The organism is Alkalihalobacillus pseudalcaliphilus, assembly GCF_028610675.1.
GTDB classification, from domain to species: domain Bacteria; phylum Bacillota; class Bacilli; order Bacillales; family Bacillaceae_D; genus Alkalihalobacillus; species Alkalihalobacillus pseudalcaliphilus.
The window spans coordinates 377083-393951 of the sequence record NZ_JAQQWS010000002.1 but is presented as its reverse complement, the minus strand read 5'-3'; the positions used below and the strand labels follow the sequence as shown (position 1 = coordinate 393951).

The window sequence follows — 16869 nt, the reverse complement described above, 5'->3', positions numbered from 1 at the left end:
TACTATTTTTTTGGAGGAAACAACGTGAATAATCAAACTTATAATCAAATTGTTAGTTTTATATGGGGCATTGCTGATGATTGCCTTCGTGATGTATATGTACGTGGAAAATATCGAGATGTTATCTTACCAATGACCGTTATTCGTCGTTTGGATGCTGTTTTAGAACCAACAAAAGATGCGGTTTTACAGATGAAAAAAAGTTTGGATGAAGCTGGTGTAATTAATCAAACAGATGCATTATGTAGCATAGCTGGACAAGCATTTTGTAATACATCACCTTTCACTCTTAAAGATTTAAAATCACGTGCTAAGCAGCAACAATTGAAGGCTGACTTTATCGCCTATTTAGATGGCTTTTCGCCAAACGTTCAGGAAATCCTTGAAAAGTTTAAGTTTCGTAATCAGATAGATACGATGATTGAAGCAGATATCTTGGGAGCTGTTATTGAGAAATTTGTCAGTCCGACTATTAATCTAAGTCCGAAACCAGTGTTAGATGATAATGGTGATGTTAAAATTCCAGGACTTGATAACCATACAATGGGTGTCATCTTTGAGGAACTTATTCGCCGCTTTAATGAAGAGAATAACGAGGAAGCTGGGGAACACTTTACGCCTCGTGACGTAGTGGAACTGATGGCCGACATCACGTTCTTACCGATTGCAGATAAAATTAAAAATGCACCATATCTTGTATACGACGGAGCCTGTGGAACGGGTGGAATGTTGACGATTGCAGACGAACGTTTACACCAATTGGCAAAAGAACATGATAAAGAAATCAACACGTATCTTTATGGGCAGGAAATCAATCCAGAAACGTATGCCATCACTAAAGCAGACTTACTGATTAAAGGGGAATCACTACAAGATGACAACGTGGCGTTCGGTTCTACTTTGTCGAATGATGGTTATCCAACGCTCAACTTTGACTTTATGCTATCTAATCCCCCTTACGGAAAAAGTTGGAAAACGGATATGGAGCGATTAGGTGGAAAATCGGACATAACAGACCCACGCTTTATTGTGACACATAATGGAGAGACGGATTTTAAAATGATTCCTCGTTCAAGTGATGGTCAAATGCTATTCCTTGCAAATAAGCTAAGCAAAATGAAGCACGACACAGAACTAGGTAGTCGTATTGTAGAAGTTCACAATGGTTCTTCTCTCTTTACAGGAGATGCGGGTCAAGGGGAAAGCAATCTAAGAAGATATATTATTGAAAACGATTGGTTAGAGGCTATAATTGCTCTACCAGAAAATATGTTTTATAACACAGGAATCGCGACGTTCATTTGGGTCGTTACAAACAGAAAAGCAGCAGACCGTCGTGGAAAATTACAACTCATTGATGCAACGAGTCTAAAAAGCCCACTTCGTAAAAATCTTGGTAACAAAAATTGTGAGTTGACACCTGAATTAAGAAAACAAATTTCAGATATGCTTATCAACTTTGAAGAGACAGAACACTCGAAGATTTTTGATAACCAAGAATTTGGCTATCACAAGATAACAGTAGAACGCCCATTAAGATTAAGTGTGGACTTATCAAACGAGCAATTGGAGAAATTTACAGAAGTTTGTGAGCAACAAAAAGACGAAGCGCTTCCAATAATTATAGGAAAAGTAGCTGAAAAATACAATTATTCAATTGTACGAGACTTTAACGACTTCATCACTAAATTGGGTGAAATTGCAAAAGAACTAGGTGAAAAACTCCCAGCTAAACGAGTGAATTTGATTAAAAATCATCTTGCACGGGTCGATGAAAAAGCAGAGAGAGTCATAAAAAAGGTTCACAAATCTGGAAAAGCTGAAGCAAGTCCTCTAGCAGGGTTATTCAGCGCCATGATTGACGGAAAAGATTGCGTTGTAGAATTTGAGCCGGATAGTAATTTAAGAGACACTGAACAAATTCCATTGTTACATGAAGGTGGAATTGAGCAGTTCTTTAAGGATGAAGTACTAACTTTTGCAACAGATGCATGGATTGATGAGAGTAAAACGCAAATTGGCTATGAAATTAGTTTTACAAAGTATTTTTATAAACCTATGCAATTACGCACTCTTGAAGAAATTTTAGCAGATATCAGAGTACTCGAACAACAGACTGAAGGTTTGCTTCAAGAAATTATAAGGGGGTAAGGAAAATGAATAGCAATCTTAAACCCTATGCAGAATACAAAGAAGCAAAACAATCATGGATAAAAAAGGTACCAATTCATTGGAAAGAAGCTAAATCAAAACGATTGTTTCTTGAGACTTCTATTAAGAATCATCCAACTGAAGAACTATTATCAGCAACTCAAAGTAATGGGGTTATACCCAGGTCTATGTTAAAAACAAGAGTTGTTATGCCGTCTGGAAATCTTGAGACATTCAAACTTGTTAAGGAGGGCAATTTTGTAATTAGTTTGCGTTCTTTCCAAGGGGGATTAGAATATTCAAGGTACAGAGGTATAGTTAGTCCAGCATACAACATTTTAGAAGAACGAACAAATCAGAATAAAGAATATTACAGGTACCTATTTAAAAGTCATGACTTTATAGGGGAACTTCAAAGAAACGTTACTGGTATCAGACAAGGGAAAAATATTGATGTTAACGACTTTAAGGAAATTATTCTTCCTATACCATCTTTAACAGAACAAGATAACATCGTTAAATACCTAGACCATCAGCTTGCTAAAATAAAAAAGTTTATTAAAGCAAAGAAAAAGTTAATAACAGTTTTAAAAGAGCAAAAGCAGTTAGTGATTAATGATGCAGTAACAAAAGGGTTAAATCAAAATGTAAAAATGCAACCTACTAACATCAATTTTATAGAAAGCGTACCAGCACATTGGAGAAAATATAGATTAAAAAACTTAGTAAGTATAAATGGAAGAATAGGTTTTAGGGGCTATACTCAATCGGATATCGTAAATGAAGGAGAGGGAGCAATTACACTTAGCCCAGGTAATATTAAAAATCAGAAATTAAAACTAGATAGTTTAGCTTATATCTCTTGGGATAAATACTATGAATCTCCCGAAATAATGGTAGAAGATAATGATATTCTTTTAGTTAAAACCGGTTCTTCTTTTGGAAAAGCAATATTAATTAAAAACATAACATATCCTATGACAATAAATCCTCAGCTTGTTTTACTAAAAAAATGTAAAGCCCATCCTGAGTATTTTGAAAAGATATTGTTTTCTAGCATGTTTATGAGTCAAATTTCCAGAAGAGTTATTGGTGGTGCAACACCTACTATTGGACAAGGAGTATTAGGGGATATTGTCTTCTATGTTCCAGATTTAAATGAGCAAAAACACATAATTGAGTATATCAATCATGAAACAGATAAAATTGATAAAAGTATAGCAACTATAGAAAAAGAAATTGAGTTAATTACAGAATTTCGCACAAGCCTGATTTCTAATGTAGTTACAGGTAAATTAGATGTCCGGGACATTCTCCTAGAAGAAAATGGAGAAGTGAATGCTTACTATGAAATTTTAGAAGATGAAACGATGGAACTAGAGGAAGTCTTAGAGGGCGAGGAGTGTGAGGTTTAATGACAACCAACACCAAAGAATCAGGACTAGAAGCATTAATTGTTAACTACCTTCTGCAACAAAATGGTTATGAGCAAGGAAAGAATAGTGACTACAATAAGGATTATGCAATAGATGAGAAACGGTTCTTTCAATTTTTAGAGGATACTCAAAAAGAAAAGTTGGAGACGTTAGGTGTCTATAAAAGTGATAGTAACAAAGTAAAGTTGTTGAATCGCTTGCAGGGGGAAATTACAAAAAATGGTGTAATTGAAGTCTTAAGAAACGGCCTGAAAATTTATCCAGTAACACTCGATTTGTTTTACCTTACGCCTTCTGAAGCCAATGATGCAGCAAAAGCACTGTACAATAAAAATATATTTAGCGTAACGAGACAGTTGATGTATTCGAGAGACAACATGAAACTTGCTCTTGATTTCGTCATCTTTCTTAACGGTCTACCTATCATTACATGTGAACTTAAGAATCAATTGACGAAGCAGAATGTTGAGGATGCGGTCTATCAGTATAAGATAGACCGTGACCCTCGTGAATTACTCTTTCAATTTGGACGATGTATGGTTCATTTTGCAGTTGATGACAATGAAGTCCGCATGTGTACGAAACTTGACGGTAAGAAATCCTGGTTCCTACCTTTTAACAAAGGATATAAAAATGGAGCTGGGAATCCTCCTAATCCTGATGGAATCAAGACGGACTATCTTTGGAAACAAATTTTTGTGAAAAGTGAACTTGCAAATATCATTGAGAACTATGCACAAATTGTTGAGGAGAAAGACCAAGAAACTAAAAAGGTAAAGCGTACCCAAATCTTCCCTCGATATCACCAGTTGGCTGGTGTGAAATCTATCCTAGCTGATGTCAGTGAGAAGGGTGTCGGTCAAAAATATCTTATCCAACATAGTGCAGGAAGTGGAAAATCGAATTCGATTGCTTGGCTGGCTCATCAATTAGTTTCTTTGTCAAAAGACGGTAAGAATTTTTTTGATTCAGTTATTGTTGTCACTGACCGAATTAACCTCGATAAGCAGATTAAGAATACCATTAAAGGGTTTATGCAGGTATCGAATACGGTGGGGCATGCAGAAAGCTCAGGAGACTTAAGGAAACTACTTCAAGATGGTAAGAAAATCATCATTACTATTGTTCATAAATTCCCGTACATTCTTGATGACATTGGAAATGAACACCGAAAAAACAAGTTTGCTATCATCATTGACGAAGCTCATTCTAGTCAGAGTGGAAACATGTCGGCCAAAATGAATATGGCACTTTCTGACCAATATGAAGATGCGGAAAATGAAACGACAGAAGATAAGATTTTAAAGATGCTAGAGGGGAGAAAAATGCTTAACAATGCGAGTTACTTTGCATTCACAGCAACCCCGAAGAATAAAACTCTTGAAATGTTTGGTGTTCCTTATCCAAAGGACGGAAAGATTAAACATCGACCGTTCCATGTCTATACGATGAAACAAGCCATTCAGGAAGGCTTCATTTTGGACGTATTGAAAGACTACACGCCAATTAAGAGTTACTACAAGATTGCCAAGATAGTAGAAGATGACCCGAAATTTGACAAAAAGAAGGCACAAAAAAAGCTGAGAAAGTATGTTGAGTCCAATGAAAAGGCAATCGAACTAAAGTCTGAAATTATGGTAGACCATTTTCATGACCAAGTGATTGCAAAAGGAAAAATTGGCGGTCATGCTCGTGCTATGGTTGTAACTAGCAGCATTGAACGAGCAATCCAGTACTACTATTCAATATCTGCATATTTGGAAAAACGTAAAAGTCAGTTTAAACCGATTGTTGCCTTTTCAGGTGAGCACGAGTACGGTGGGAAAAAGGTAACAGAGAGCTCAGTTAATGGGTTCCCGAGTAATGAGATTGAGAAAAAACTCAAAAAGGACCCATACCGTCTCCTTGTTGTGGCAAATAAATTCCAAACAGGTTACGATGAGCCGCTTCTTCATACGATGTATGTTGATAAGGTGTTGACAGACATTAAAGCAGTTCAAACTCTTTCTCGTTTGAATCGAGCTCACCCACAGAAACATGATACGTTCGTACTTGACTTTGCAAATGAAACAATTACGATTCAAGATGCTTTTTCTAAGTATTATAAAACTACGGTTCTTTCAGAAGAGACTGACCCGGATAAGTTGAATGACTTAGAAAGTGACATCAGACGATATCATGTTTTCACAGATACACATATTGAAAACCTAGTTGAACTGTACCTTAATGGAGCGGAACGAGATAAATTAGACCCAATTCTTGATGTCTGTGCAAAGCATTATGAAGATGATTTGGATGAAGATGGTCAAATTGACTTCAAGAGCAAGGCGAAGGCATTTGTTCGCACGTACGGATTTTTGGCATCCATTTTACCTTATGGGAACCCCGAGTGGGAAAGACTTTCAATCTTTCTAAACTTCTTGATACCAAAGCTACCTGCACCAAAAGAAGAAGACCTATCAATTGGTATCCTCGAAGCGATTGACTTAGATAGTTACAGGGCGGAAGCACAAGCTAAAATGTCCATTGTACTAGAGGATAAGGAAGAGTATGAAATTGCACCAGTACCTACATCGGCAATGGGTGGGAAATCAGAAGTAGAGTTAGATTTACTGAGCAATATTCTTGAAAATTTCCATGACCTCTTTGGAAATATTCCTTGGAGAGACGAAGACCAGGTTAAGAAACATATTGCTGCTATTCCTGAGATTGTCGCGAAAGATAAAGATTATCAGAATGCGATGAAAAACTCTGATAAGCAAAATGCAAAAATCGAGAGTCAAAAAGCCTTAAATCGAGCTGTCATTAACCTTATGTCTGACAACATGGAAGTATTTAAACAGTACAATGATAACGACTCTTTTAAGAAATGGTTATCAGATATGGTGTTTACACTAACATACAATACAGATGGCGATGTGTACTCCGGAAGTCCGAAAATTAGCTGATAAGCGTAATAAGAGCTAATTTAAATATATATTATAGTTATGAGTTTAATAGAGGATGTTCTCACGTCAATTAGACGTGAGGCATCCTCTTTTTATTTTGCCTAAGGAGAGATAATAAATGAAAAAATCATCTGCAAAGAGAGTGAGTATTGTATCGGTTAAGTTGGTTAGAGAGTCTAGTATTCTTTATGAAAGAAGAAGTATCCGTTCACCACAGGATGCGTACGATTTGTTTAAGAGTTTCTTGGAAGATAAAGACCGTGAGCACTTTATAGTCGTGTCTTTGGACACTAAGAACCAGCCTGTTTCCATCAACATTTGTCACATTGGTAGTTTGAATGCAAGTATCGTTAGTCCTCGTGAGGTCATGAAATCAGCCATATTGTCCTCAGCAGCAAGTATCATGGTAGCCCATAACCATCCATCTGGTGAAACAACTGAATCAAGGGAAGACGTGGAAGTTACAAAACGACTTGCTGAAGCTGGAAAGTTGATGGGAATTGAGCTATTGGACCATATAATTATTGGTGATGGTAAGTATAATTCTTTAAAAGAGAAAGGCGTTATTTGAAAGGAGTAAAAAGAAAGTGAAAACAATAAAAAACATGCTAAAAACAGAAGTCACTTATGATGATGAAATGAAAAACAAATATCTTATCAGGAAAGAGTGGGACAAGAGCAAGAAAAAAGCACTTGTCATCATGAAAAGCGCTGGTCAAGCAGATGAAATTGTGCAAGACCAAACAACAATGTACGTCATTAATAATCTTTCGAAATTGGAATACGGTGTTGCAGAAATTGTGAATTTATTCCCATCGATGGATGGTGATGAAACGAAAGAGTCCAGTGTTGAAAATCTGAAATGTATTCAAAAAGCTATCGCCAGAGTAGATGATGTCATAATTGCGGTTGGAAAGGGAGTAGAGACGAACAAGAAAGCTGTTGAACGGTTAAAAATGATTTTAGCTCTATTGCTAGACAAGAAAGCAAACATCCTGCAACTAGAAGCAAAATTTGGCCGGAAAGGTTTCCATCCCCTCTATCCTGCATTGAAACACCAGTGGAAATTAGTAGGGTATGAGGATAGCGAGAAGGTATGCTAAAAATATATTGTATGAGAGGTACAAGCCATGTTTAGTATTGAACAGCTGAAGGTTTTCATGGGAGAGAAGTTTGGTGTGGCAGTTGAATCAGATGCAGTAGGAGAGGAAGCGGTACTTCTATATCATGAGGAACTGGACGAGGAACTTATTTCAAATGATGTGAAGCGGATTTTACCAAATCCAGTTTCATTTCTAACGTATATATACAATGAAGAATCAGAGTGGATTATTGGCGTTGCTACAGAAGCAGAAACCAATAGTTCACTTTTTCTAGTTTGTCTAAAAGACGGAGAGAGGATTTATGAAGAGGTCTTACTCCGAAAAAAGGATAATGAGAAATGATATATACAGCATATGTTAATGAATTAGAGGAACGTTCCTATCAGCACGTGACCTTCGATATGGAAGAGTGGTCTTTTGTCTATTTTACAGCGAAGGATAAGGGCGAAGAAATCGAAATAAAGATTTGTCTTGAAAGTGAAAATATCTATCAACGAAAAATGGGATTTGAAGACTGGTGGTATGTGGATTACTTAGAAGGGGATATTGTCTCAAGTAAAGTTGATAAAATGTAAAGAAAAAAATCGGAAACGAGATTCCGACTTTTTGTATCTACCTTAATAAAAGTTTTCAGATGCCGTCTTCGTGGATTTTATCCTTAATCTTCCTCACAAGTTTATAAAAGTAGTCGATAGAGAAGTCTGTGATAAGATTTGGCTTCTCTATTTTTTGCTTCTGAAAATCCTCAAATAATTTTTTTGTATTTTTTGCTTCTTCTGAACCCATCCTAGCAAGTTTTTCATTATTTAATACCATTACTTCTATTAAGGATATTGTTTCTGGAGTTAACTTATAGGGTGTACGCTTTCTTTGTATTGAAGAGGCAACTACAATTTCATCCATATGGCTAAATAAGTCGGCATCAAATGTTAGATTAAGCTCTCCAATCCTTTCTTGACACTCCTTAATAATCTTATCAACTGTTCCCCTGCTCATATTTATTTTTCTGCTTATTTCTCTCTTAGTATGTCGTTTTATAAACCAAAGAATAAAAACATCTCTTTTTTTGTCTAAAGGAATCATATTGTTTTCTCCAAGTTACTTTTCATTTAGTATAACGTGTCCATTTTTAAATTACAATTTGGTATTCGCATAACTATAATGATTTACTCCGAACAATCTATTAGATAGCCATATAGTATAAGCAAGCTTGGAAGATAGAGATACTACATTAATATCCTCCTATGATTGCTTAAATTGGCTACAAAAAAGGAGGAAAAGTAAAATGAAAAATTTCTTTAGTATTGGTGAATCAATGGTCGATTTGCGAAGTAGAACAAGGTGGGATTTGAACTTTATTGAAGAGTATCAGTCCTTTAATAAAAGAAACCATGAGTTTGAAAATATTTATGCTAAATTTTCTTATAAGTCCCATTGGGATGAAATAGAAGTGAATATGGAGGACTGGGATACCTTTAAGAATTTTATAGCGAATGATTTTAATAACTTAAAATATCCCCCATGTCATTTATATATTAACAGAAGTGAGGTTACTGCTTTTTGGTTCATTCCCGATATACTACTACTTCGTGAACTAGGGAGTAAAGAAGAACAGATAATAATGGAGAACCTGAAGAAGCAATTAATAGAATTAAAGCACTGTATATTGGAAAAAATTTCGGCTTGTGGCGGAGATAGAGAAATAGATGAGGACTTATATTTAGAGTACTTTCGAAAGAAAAGATTTTTGGAAGCTCTACTATGTAACAATATTGAGAAGTCTGACATAAGCTCTACAAAGGGGGAAGCATAATGTCTATAACTAAAGGAGAGCTTCAACCTTTAATCCCTGTGAAAAAACTTAATTTACACAGCTATCTCCCTCGTAATGTTCATGTTCCCGCATTGCCGGAAGGAGTATCCATATTAACAATAGTTAATTGTCTAATTAAGCCAAATTCTCAGGGATACAATTTGATGAAAGAGCGAATTGAGGTAGACTTTATTGATGAAGAAAATCGACCTCTTAAGCAAGTTTTCTACCTTGATACGGGAATGGTAAACTTCGCAAAATTTGTAGACAATATTTTAGGGGAAGTACCCATTGAAGAGTTTGACCCACATATCCTTGTTGGAATTAAAATCAAAGCATTCATTTTTCATAATTATCTAAGCAACGGAAAAGGCTATGCAAACATAGCAGCTTGCGAACTTTATTAACAAAACCAATCAGAGAGTGAGACTAGGTGAGCCAACCTAGTCTTTTTATAATTCAAATTTATTTAAAGGAGTAATATCAATGGGATTAAAAAAAGTCAGACGTCCAGTTATACAGAAATCAGATAGCTCTGAAGGGAATAATCTCCCTGCAGTAAGAAAAGCAAAACTATTGCAAAGACATACAGTTAACCATGACATCGAAGTTTCTCCTTATCGAATAAAAGGAAATGATTTAATGGTTTGGAGTGAAAAGAAAGAGCGATATGTATATGTTTCTAAGGCAGTGAAAATAAAGGCAATAAAAAGAAATGTTGAGACAAAGGAAATTCACATAGAACTTGTATTTTGGGCTTATGACAAATGGGAAACTATAGCTATTGGTAGAGGGGAATTGACTAAAAGAGAGCTGAAAAAGCTGGCATCTATAGGGTTAGACGTTTTAGAGGATTTTCAGGCGGCAGAGGTTTCTTCCTTTCTTAGTAAACAGGAAAAGTTACTAAAGCCGACTAATGTTCATAGTGGTATAGGCTGGGACATAGTTAATGGTCAGCTTGTATATAAACACTACAATATTATAACTGAACCTTCTGCTTCACCAATTGATTCAACGTATTCAGGAGAGTACATGCTGAAGCCTGCTGGAAATAAAAATGATTTCTTTAATTTGTATATAAAAGAAGTGAAAGGTCATACTCCACTTGAATTAATGATTTGTATAGCGATTTCAGCACTTATTATTGGTATGTTAAATCGCTCCAAGATTGGCGGCTTTGATAGTTTGCTAGTTCATCTTGTTGGGTCGTCGACGACAGGAAAAACTACTGCAGGTATGTTAGGTGTTTCTTTAGCTGGGAGTCCAAGTCCAAATGAAGGGTTATTACAAACCTACAATGGAACAAAAAATGCTATGGCTCGCAAGCTTGCTAGTAATCATGGTGTTCTTACTGTTTTAGATGAATCTACAATGAACCTGATGGATTCACAAAATCTCAGTTCGTTTATTTATGAATTGGCACAAAACAGTGAAAAGTCGAGGCTAAATAAAGACTCTGAATTAAGGGAAACACAAACGTGGAATACAACTATAGTATCTACTGGAGAAAGCTCCATACTCAGTAAAGCAAACAATAATGAAGGTTTACGTGTGAGATTATTTGAGTTCTCCATTGATAAGTGGACAAAGAATGCAGAGAATGCAGAAAACCTAAAAAAGGGATTGCTCAAAAATTATGGTCACATAGCTCCTGAAATAGCAAAAAAAATGTTGGAACTTGGTCCAGAAGAGGTTGCCAGGATGGTGGAGGACAATAAAGAGTATATCCAAAAAAAAATGCCTATTAGCAAGTTTCGTGACCGTATAGCAACTAAATTTTCATTAATACTAACGGCTGCGGAACTTTTTGAATTGACATATAACCTTGAACTTTCTGGTGAAGAGATTGTAGATATGTTGATTGTGCAGGAGCAAAAGTCAATGACTGAAAGAGAAATGGCACCTAAGTTTTATAGTCAATTAAAGCAATATATTATTCGATATAGAAGGAATTTTAAAAGTGATACTCATGAAGTTAGTCATCCTCAGGAGATATGGGGGAAAATTGAAGTCAGTTCAACCGAAACACGTTGCTTTATACTGCCAATCATATTTGACATAGTCGTAAAGGAACTAGGGTATTCCGATACAAAAATTTTAATAAATGAATTGAAAAATATGGGGGTACTTATTCACGACAAAAACAAAAATCAAAAAAGGAAATTCATTTTCTCTAAGAATGAAACAAAACAAAGGCAGGAAGTGCTTGGTCAACCTGGATATGTAGAGAAAGGTGATTACACTTACTGTATTACTTTTGAAGGCAACATTTTTGAAGATGCTTTTTAATCAATAAAACATTGTACTCCCTTTCCCCCTTCTCTCCCTCTATTTTATATAAATTATTCATTTGTGTATTCCGTAGTTATCTGAAAAATTTGTATACAAACTATTGGGAGAATAGGGAGAACAGAGAGAATTAAAAGATTTATAAAAATATATTATATATTCGTTTAATCACTAGGGGGATTCTACGTTGGCAGATAAGAGTAATGAGGACATCTACGACTATGAAATTATGATTGATATTTTAGCAGAAATGGTCACATCCTATCTTACTAAACAACCGAAAGGAGAAGAGTCTAATGAAAAAACAAAATGAAACTGTACAGCAAAACCTATACAAATTAGTAATTTACACATCAACTAAGAGAAAAACCTCTTTGTCAGCACTAGAGAAATTAATTATTACCAGTGGGGCAAGTATGAAAGGGGGTGAAAATTATGCAGCACAATACTAAACAACTGCACGACCAAATTGACCATTTCAACCGGACAGGAACACAGAAAAAAGCTGCTATCTATGCCAGGGTCTCAACATTGGAACAGGCAGAAGAAGGATACAGCATAGACGAGCAAGTGCGAGTATTGAGAGATTTGTGTGAACGTGAGGGATATGTCGTTCATAAAGAATACGTGGACCGAGGTAAAAGCGGAAAGAATATCAAGGGAAGACCTGCTTTACAGCAACTACTACATGATGCCAAAAGTAAAGACTTTGATTTGGTGCTTGTCTGGAAGGTGAACCGCTTTTCTCGAAAGACAAAGGATTTACTTAATATTGTCGAAGAACTTGAAAAGAGAAACATTGATTTCCGCTCTTATACGGAACGCTACGAAACAGAAACTCCAGCTGGAAAAATGCAATTTCGTATGTTGGCGGTCATTGCTGAATTTGAACGAGATAATATTGCTCAGAATGTGAAAATGGGAATGTTGGCAAGAGCAAAGGAAGGCTCTTGGAATGGTGGTCAGGTTCTTGGTTATGATGTAGTAAGTGTTCCAGGGGAGAATCGCAAAAGAAAGCTTTCTAAGCTTGTTGTTAATCCAACAGAGGCCCAAACGGTTCGAAAGATATTTAACCTTTATGTTGAAGGAAATGGTTACAAGTTCATTGCAAACAAACTCAACAAAGAAGGACATCGAACAAAAAAGAACAAAGACTTCTCCATCAACGGTGTGAAAACGATTCTATGCAATCCCATCTATGCAGGATTCATACGGTACAACGTTCGTAGAGATTGGAATGAAAAGAGAAGAAACAATATCAATCCTCACCCTGTTATTGAAAAGGGACAGCATGAAGCAATTATTACAGATGAAGTATGGGAAAAAGCGAAAAGCATCATGGCGAACAGAAGTGGTAAGCCTAATCGAATACATGACGGTGAGTTCCCGCTCACAGGCATTATGAAGTGTCCTGCCTGTGGGGCCGGAATGGTGATTGGGCGGACAACGAATACGCTCAAAGACGGAACAAAAAGGGTTTTGGAGTATTATGTTTGTGGAGCTTGGAAGAACAAAGGTTCAGCAGTTTGTCGTTCTAATGGAGTAAGAACTGACTATGCTGACAAACATGTACTCCAAAAACTATCAACCATCGCTACAAATGAAGTTCTTATAGAGCAGATTGTTAAAAGGATTAACAACAAGAAGGAGATAAATTCCTCACCAATTCAACATGAATACGAGACGTTGAAAAAGGCACTAGAAGCCAATCAACAAAAAAAAGAAAAAGTCCTTGGTTTGTACGAAGATGATTTGATTCAAAAAGAAGACCTTGTACAACGCTTATCTACTCTGAATGAAGAAAAAGAACATCTTGAAGAGAGACTTTCTCCTATTGAACTTCAAATGGGGCAAGGTGGTACGCAACACATAAACTTTTCCATGGTCAAACAGGTCATGCAAAACTTCAAAGCTGCCTATAAAGAATCATTGACCAGGGAGCAAAGGAAAAGACTGATGCATCTGCTCGTGCGTCAAATTAACATCAATGAGGAACGACAAATTGAGTCTATCCAAGTACAACTAAATAAAGATGTTGCGAAACACCTCACCTTTAAAGGGGGAGAGGATTCATCTGTTACGGATGAGTTTTCTCCCCCTTTTTCTATTTTAATTAACCTATGAAAAGGAGCAAATCATTTATGAGCATTATTAATGTATTCAGAAATTACCTGAGTGAATATCACCCACATTTAGCATTGAAGGATTGGAAAGCAGATGTTAAAACCCTTTCAATAGATGATATAAGCAACGAAGAGATTAAGGCTATTATTCCAGAAGAACACAAACAAGAACTGACTTGCTGGGTATTCTACTATGATGGCGGTGCATCAAACGTTGTGTACTTGTTACAAGATAAGCAAGGTTTGAAGGATATCGGAATTGGTCTTTTGAAAGATGGTGAACTTGTTAAGCCTATTAGCTTTGTGTGAAGTAGTAACTGGTAGTTACAAAGCACAATTTAATTTGATAACGAGTAAGAGAGGATAATTATAAAAGAGACATCGTCTCTTTTGTCACATGTAATTTTACGTTAAAGGAGGTGAACGTATGTCACCAATTGACCTATTTAAAGCAGGTGTGGTGTTTGGAGTATCCATCTACGTATTTATCAAGAAGAACACTAATCTAGAAAAGTAAAAGGAGGTGATAGTAGTGCAATACTTTTTATTGGGAACAGTAGTTGGAATTGTGGCTTGTTTTGCGTCAGAACTTACACAAAAAACATATAGTAGGCAACAAGGATGATTAAAATATCGAGTATTAAGGACTTTATTAAGCTAGAAGCTAACCTTCCCTTAGGGTTTGTACAATATTTAAAGAAAGAGTTTTATAGTCTATTTGAATATTTGAGTAATGGTGAGGGTATGGAGAATTTTCTTCTTCCTTTTCATCTTAATATGATAGTTCTAGAGGATAAAGATGAGTTATATAGTATTTTAAATAACAGAATGGAACTGGAGTTTATTGACGAGGAATATATTATGACCTATACAATTCTCCGATTAGGGGTAAACAGAGAAGAGGATATACAGCTATATTATTGGATTAAACTGTCTGAAACAGAATAATGGGGTTAAAAAATTTATTTTACATGTATATATTGTAGGTTTTTGGACATTTCTAGAATGTATAAAATTTAATTATCAATGTGACAGTAGCAGGCATACTCAATTAATCATATTTATATAATAGAAAATAATTACATTTTTCTTGAGGAGGTGTTATAATGGACAAAAAAGTAATATTTCTCAGGGATAAAAGGGCAAAAAATGGGGGAAAACATATGACTATTGGTAATATATTAAAGGAAAGAATGGACTGCTTTAATATTTCCGAAGAAGCATTATGTGAGGAAGCCCTAATTGAATCTGAAGAGCTACAAGCAATTCTTAGTAATGAAGTTAGCTACAGTGAAATCGATGAAGTTACTTTAAGCTTTATTTCACAGGTATTATATTGTAGTCCAGAGTATTTTGCTGATAAGCAACTTAGAGACAAAGATTTAGTTAGATGTTCCTTAAATAGAGGTGCTTCAACTCCCAAGTCTAATGAAGTTAAAGGTATATTGCAGATGTTTAGTGAGGATTTTTCATTTCTCATAGAACTGAAGGAAGACCTAAAGGGAGGAATTTAAATTGGTGTGGGAAAAGAAAATAGAAGAAGCCCGAAGGTTTTTTGGAATAGCTGACTATCCAGGAAACCTTTTTGACTTTTTAGGAAACAAAAAAGTAATTGATGAACATAAACTATTGTTATTTAAACAAGACCTAGATAAGTTATCGGGCTTTATAGGATATAGTTATGGATTTACAATTATTTGTGTTAACTATAAAAGGAACATTGGCCACCAAAATTTTACTTTAGCACATGAAATTGGTCATATGTTTTTACATAATGGTATTAGTAAATCTGATATAAATCCAGAAAGAGCAGGTCAGGATAAAGAAGAATTAGAGGCTAACTTATTTGCATCTGAATTGATTTATCCTGAAAAGTTTGTAACTGAAGATTATAAATTTGCATTAGAAAATAATTTATTTAAAAAAGAGAATTGGGACGATTTGGCTGTTTTTATAAACTCACTTTGCGAAAAATATTATACTAGTTTTATATTTGCTTTTAATAAGATGAGCAATGGTTATTTCCGTAACTACAAGAGTAGAGCTGCCTTTTATAGCAGATTTAAGAAACATATTGGTAATTTAAGTGATACCTTTCCTAAACACATGCATGTTGTTGACTATAACCATGAGTTTTATCAAGTTAATATAGAACCATACAATTACATGAAAGAGTTAGTAAAAGAGTTGGTAGATAAGCAGGAACTAGGATTAGAAACAGGAGAATCAATAATAGAGAGATATGAAAAATTGGGGGGCAACCATTGATATACTTAAAGGATACTTGTGTTTTTATAAATAGATTTAATTCTCTAGGTATTATTCAACTATTACAAAACTATAAAAATAGTACTAACTCTTTTGGGGTTACCGATATTGTAATAAACGAATTAAATCCTGGAAGAGCTGTTGAAGCTGCTGATGCGGAAAAGTCTAAGAGTATGCTAGGTGTGGTTAACTTACTTGAAAAATCTAGGGATTTAGTGAAGTATGATGTGGAAACTGAAGAAAAATACCAAAAAAACTTCCAAAAAATTCGCAAACAATTTTATGGACATTTAAATGACTTGAATTTTGTAAAAAAAGCATTAGCTAAAAAAGAGATTACAAATGAATCTTTTAAAAACAGGACATATAAATTTAAAGATTATGGTGAATGTTCATGTATTGCGGTTGCAATGTTAGAACCAGAAGAAGTTAGTATAGTTTCTGATGATAAAGGAAGGGTTTTCTTAAAACCAAATATAAATTTATTTGATAAATATAAAGAATCTCATGGAATTAAAGTATTGGAATATGAGGAATGGCTTAGTGAGTGTGAGCTTAATGATTACAGTACTAGTAAAAGTAGCTAATAAACAAAAGGACTTCTATACTCGTTAAAGAGTAAGGGGACCTTTTGTTTTTTTTTGAATATATTATTGATAAACAAGACTACTAAAATTTTAGTCAGATATTTTTGACTACTCTGATGGTAAAATGGTAAAATTAGTATAGTTAACGCCT

The 16869-nt window shown here is 35.1% G+C and carries 19 protein-coding genes; 18 read left to right on the top strand and 1 reads right to left on the bottom strand.

Features of this window, described 5'->3' with window-relative positions; translation table 11 throughout:
- Positions 1-24 precede the first annotated feature (24 nt).
- The 7 genes from PQ479_RS08505 to PQ479_RS08475 all read left to right on the top strand — a co-directional run bounded on the left by PQ479_RS08505 (position 25) and on the right by PQ479_RS08475 (position 8213).
- Positions 25-2151 (top strand): type I restriction-modification system subunit M, encoded by a 2127-nt coding sequence (locus PQ479_RS08505; protein ID WP_047986656.1) that lies wholly within the window; start codon positions 25-27, stop codon positions 2149-2151.
- Positions 2152-2156: 5 nt separating this feature from the next.
- On the top strand, positions 2157-3566 hold the full coding sequence (locus PQ479_RS08500) for a restriction endonuclease subunit S (RefSeq protein WP_047986657.1): 1410 nt from the start codon (positions 2157-2159) through the stop codon (positions 3564-3566).
- Positions 3566-6535, top strand: coding sequence for a type I restriction endonuclease subunit R (locus PQ479_RS08495; protein ID WP_047986658.1), 2970 nt, complete (start codon positions 3566-3568; stop codon positions 6533-6535). Before PQ479_RS08500 ends, PQ479_RS08495 begins: the two co-directional genes overlap by 1 nt.
- A 118-nt stretch (positions 6536-6653) precedes the next feature.
- Positions 6654-7106, top strand: coding sequence for a RadC family protein (gene radC, locus PQ479_RS08490; protein ID WP_047986659.1), 453 nt, complete (start codon positions 6654-6656; stop codon positions 7104-7106).
- 16 nt (positions 7107-7122) lie between these two features.
- Positions 7123-7638, top strand: coding sequence for a DUF1643 domain-containing protein (locus PQ479_RS08485; RefSeq protein ID WP_053070244.1), 516 nt, complete (start codon positions 7123-7125; stop codon positions 7636-7638).
- Between the two features lie 27 nt (positions 7639-7665).
- Entirely contained in the window at positions 7666-7980 is a 315-nt protein-coding gene (locus PQ479_RS08480; RefSeq protein WP_047986660.1) for a hypothetical protein, read from the top strand.
- Positions 7977-8213 carry a hypothetical protein gene (locus tag PQ479_RS08475; protein WP_047986661.1) on the top strand — a complete coding sequence of 79 codons (237 nt, stop codon included), beginning with the start codon at positions 7977-7979 and terminating at the stop codon, positions 8211-8213. The genes PQ479_RS08480 and PQ479_RS08475 overlap by 4 nt, the downstream gene beginning before the upstream one ends.
- A gap of 55 nt (positions 8214-8268) precedes the next feature.
- Here the strand turns inward: PQ479_RS08475 and PQ479_RS08470 are convergent, their stop codons facing one another.
- Entirely contained in the window at positions 8269-8721 is a 453-nt protein-coding gene (locus PQ479_RS08470; protein ID WP_047986662.1) for a hypothetical protein, read from the bottom strand.
- A gap of 202 nt (positions 8722-8923) precedes the next feature.
- Here PQ479_RS08470 and PQ479_RS08465 point away from each other — a divergent pair, with 202 nt between their 5' ends.
- The 11 genes from PQ479_RS08465 to PQ479_RS08415 all read left to right on the top strand — a co-directional run bounded on the left by PQ479_RS08465 (position 8924) and on the right by PQ479_RS08415 (position 16718).
- Positions 8924-9451 (top strand): hypothetical protein, encoded by a 528-nt coding sequence (locus tag PQ479_RS08465; RefSeq protein ID WP_047986663.1) that lies wholly within the window; start codon positions 8924-8926, stop codon positions 9449-9451.
- Positions 9451-9858 carry a hypothetical protein gene (locus PQ479_RS08460; protein WP_047986664.1) on the top strand — a complete coding sequence of 136 codons (408 nt, stop codon included), beginning with the start codon at positions 9451-9453 and terminating at the stop codon, positions 9856-9858. Before PQ479_RS08465 ends, PQ479_RS08460 begins: the two co-directional genes overlap by 1 nt.
- A 79-nt stretch (positions 9859-9937) precedes the next feature.
- Positions 9938-11740 (top strand): DUF927 domain-containing protein, encoded by a 1803-nt coding sequence (locus PQ479_RS08455; protein ID WP_047986665.1) that lies wholly within the window; start codon positions 9938-9940, stop codon positions 11738-11740.
- A 187-nt stretch (positions 11741-11927) separates the two neighbouring features.
- Positions 11928-12053, top strand: a complete 126-nt coding sequence (locus PQ479_RS08450) for a hypothetical protein (protein WP_273716928.1) — start codon at positions 11928-11930, stop codon at positions 12051-12053.
- A complete protein-coding gene (locus PQ479_RS08445; protein WP_273716927.1) occupies positions 12037-12192 on the top strand; it encodes a hypothetical protein in 156 nt (51 codons plus the stop codon). Before PQ479_RS08450 ends, PQ479_RS08445 begins: the two co-directional genes overlap by 17 nt.
- The gene (locus tag PQ479_RS08440; protein WP_047986666.1) at positions 12176-13864 is read left to right on the top strand and encodes a recombinase family protein; all 1689 of its coding nucleotides are present in this window, start codon (positions 12176-12178) and stop codon (positions 13862-13864) included. The genes PQ479_RS08445 and PQ479_RS08440 overlap by 17 nt, the downstream gene beginning before the upstream one ends.
- 17 nt (positions 13865-13881) lie before the next feature.
- A complete protein-coding gene (locus PQ479_RS08435) occupies positions 13882-14172 on the top strand; it encodes a hypothetical protein (RefSeq protein WP_047986667.1) in 291 nt (96 codons plus the stop codon).
- A 312-nt stretch (positions 14173-14484) separates the two neighbouring features.
- Positions 14485-14811 (top strand): hypothetical protein, encoded by a 327-nt coding sequence (locus PQ479_RS08430; protein WP_047986668.1) that lies wholly within the window; start codon positions 14485-14487, stop codon positions 14809-14811.
- 158 nt (positions 14812-14969) lie between these two features.
- Positions 14970-15377, top strand: coding sequence for a hypothetical protein (locus PQ479_RS08425; protein ID WP_047986669.1), 408 nt, complete (start codon positions 14970-14972; stop codon positions 15375-15377).
- 4 nt (positions 15378-15381) lie between these two features.
- A complete protein-coding gene (locus tag PQ479_RS08420; protein ID WP_273716926.1) occupies positions 15382-16131 on the top strand; it encodes an ImmA/IrrE family metallo-endopeptidase in 750 nt (249 codons plus the stop codon).
- Positions 16128-16718, top strand: a complete 591-nt coding sequence (locus PQ479_RS08415) for a hypothetical protein (protein ID WP_047986671.1) — start codon at positions 16128-16130, stop codon at positions 16716-16718. The genes PQ479_RS08420 and PQ479_RS08415 overlap by 4 nt, the downstream gene beginning before the upstream one ends.
- The last annotated feature ends 151 nt before the right edge of the window (positions 16719-16869 follow it).

Bases quoted from the DNA above. Each gene is read 5' to 3' on its own strand.
- PQ479_RS08500 (WP_047986657.1), top strand. From the start codon at position 2,157: ATGAATAGCAATCTTAAACCCTATGCAGAATACAAAGAAGCAAAACAA.
- PQ479_RS08495 (WP_047986658.1), top strand. From the start codon at position 3,566: ATGACAACCAACACCAAAGAATCAGGACTAGAAGCATTAATTGTTAAC.
- radC (WP_047986659.1), top strand. From the start codon at position 6,654: ATGAAAAAATCATCTGCAAAGAGAGTGAGTATTGTATCGGTTAAGTTG.
- PQ479_RS08480 (WP_047986660.1), top strand. From the start codon at position 7,666: ATGTTTAGTATTGAACAGCTGAAGGTTTTCATGGGAGAGAAGTTTGGT.
- PQ479_RS08475 (WP_047986661.1), top strand. From the start codon at position 7,977: ATGATATATACAGCATATGTTAATGAATTAGAGGAACGTTCCTATCAG.
- PQ479_RS08470 (WP_047986662.1), bottom strand. From the start codon at position 8,721: ATGATTCCTTTAGACAAAAAAAGAGATGTTTTTATTCTTTGGTTTATA.
- PQ479_RS08465 (WP_047986663.1), top strand. From the start codon at position 8,924: ATGAAAAATTTCTTTAGTATTGGTGAATCAATGGTCGATTTGCGAAGT.
- PQ479_RS08460 (WP_047986664.1), top strand. From the start codon at position 9,451: ATGTCTATAACTAAAGGAGAGCTTCAACCTTTAATCCCTGTGAAAAAA.
- PQ479_RS08455 (WP_047986665.1), top strand. From the start codon at position 9,938: ATGGGATTAAAAAAAGTCAGACGTCCAGTTATACAGAAATCAGATAGC.
- PQ479_RS08445 (WP_273716927.1), top strand. From the start codon at position 12,037: ATGAAAAAACAAAATGAAACTGTACAGCAAAACCTATACAAATTAGTA.
- PQ479_RS08440 (WP_047986666.1), top strand. From the start codon at position 12,176: ATGCAGCACAATACTAAACAACTGCACGACCAAATTGACCATTTCAAC.
- PQ479_RS08435 (WP_047986667.1), top strand. From the start codon at position 13,882: ATGAGCATTATTAATGTATTCAGAAATTACCTGAGTGAATATCACCCA.
- PQ479_RS08430 (WP_047986668.1), top strand. From the start codon at position 14,485: ATGATTAAAATATCGAGTATTAAGGACTTTATTAAGCTAGAAGCTAAC.
- PQ479_RS08425 (WP_047986669.1), top strand. From the start codon at position 14,970: ATGGACAAAAAAGTAATATTTCTCAGGGATAAAAGGGCAAAAAATGGG.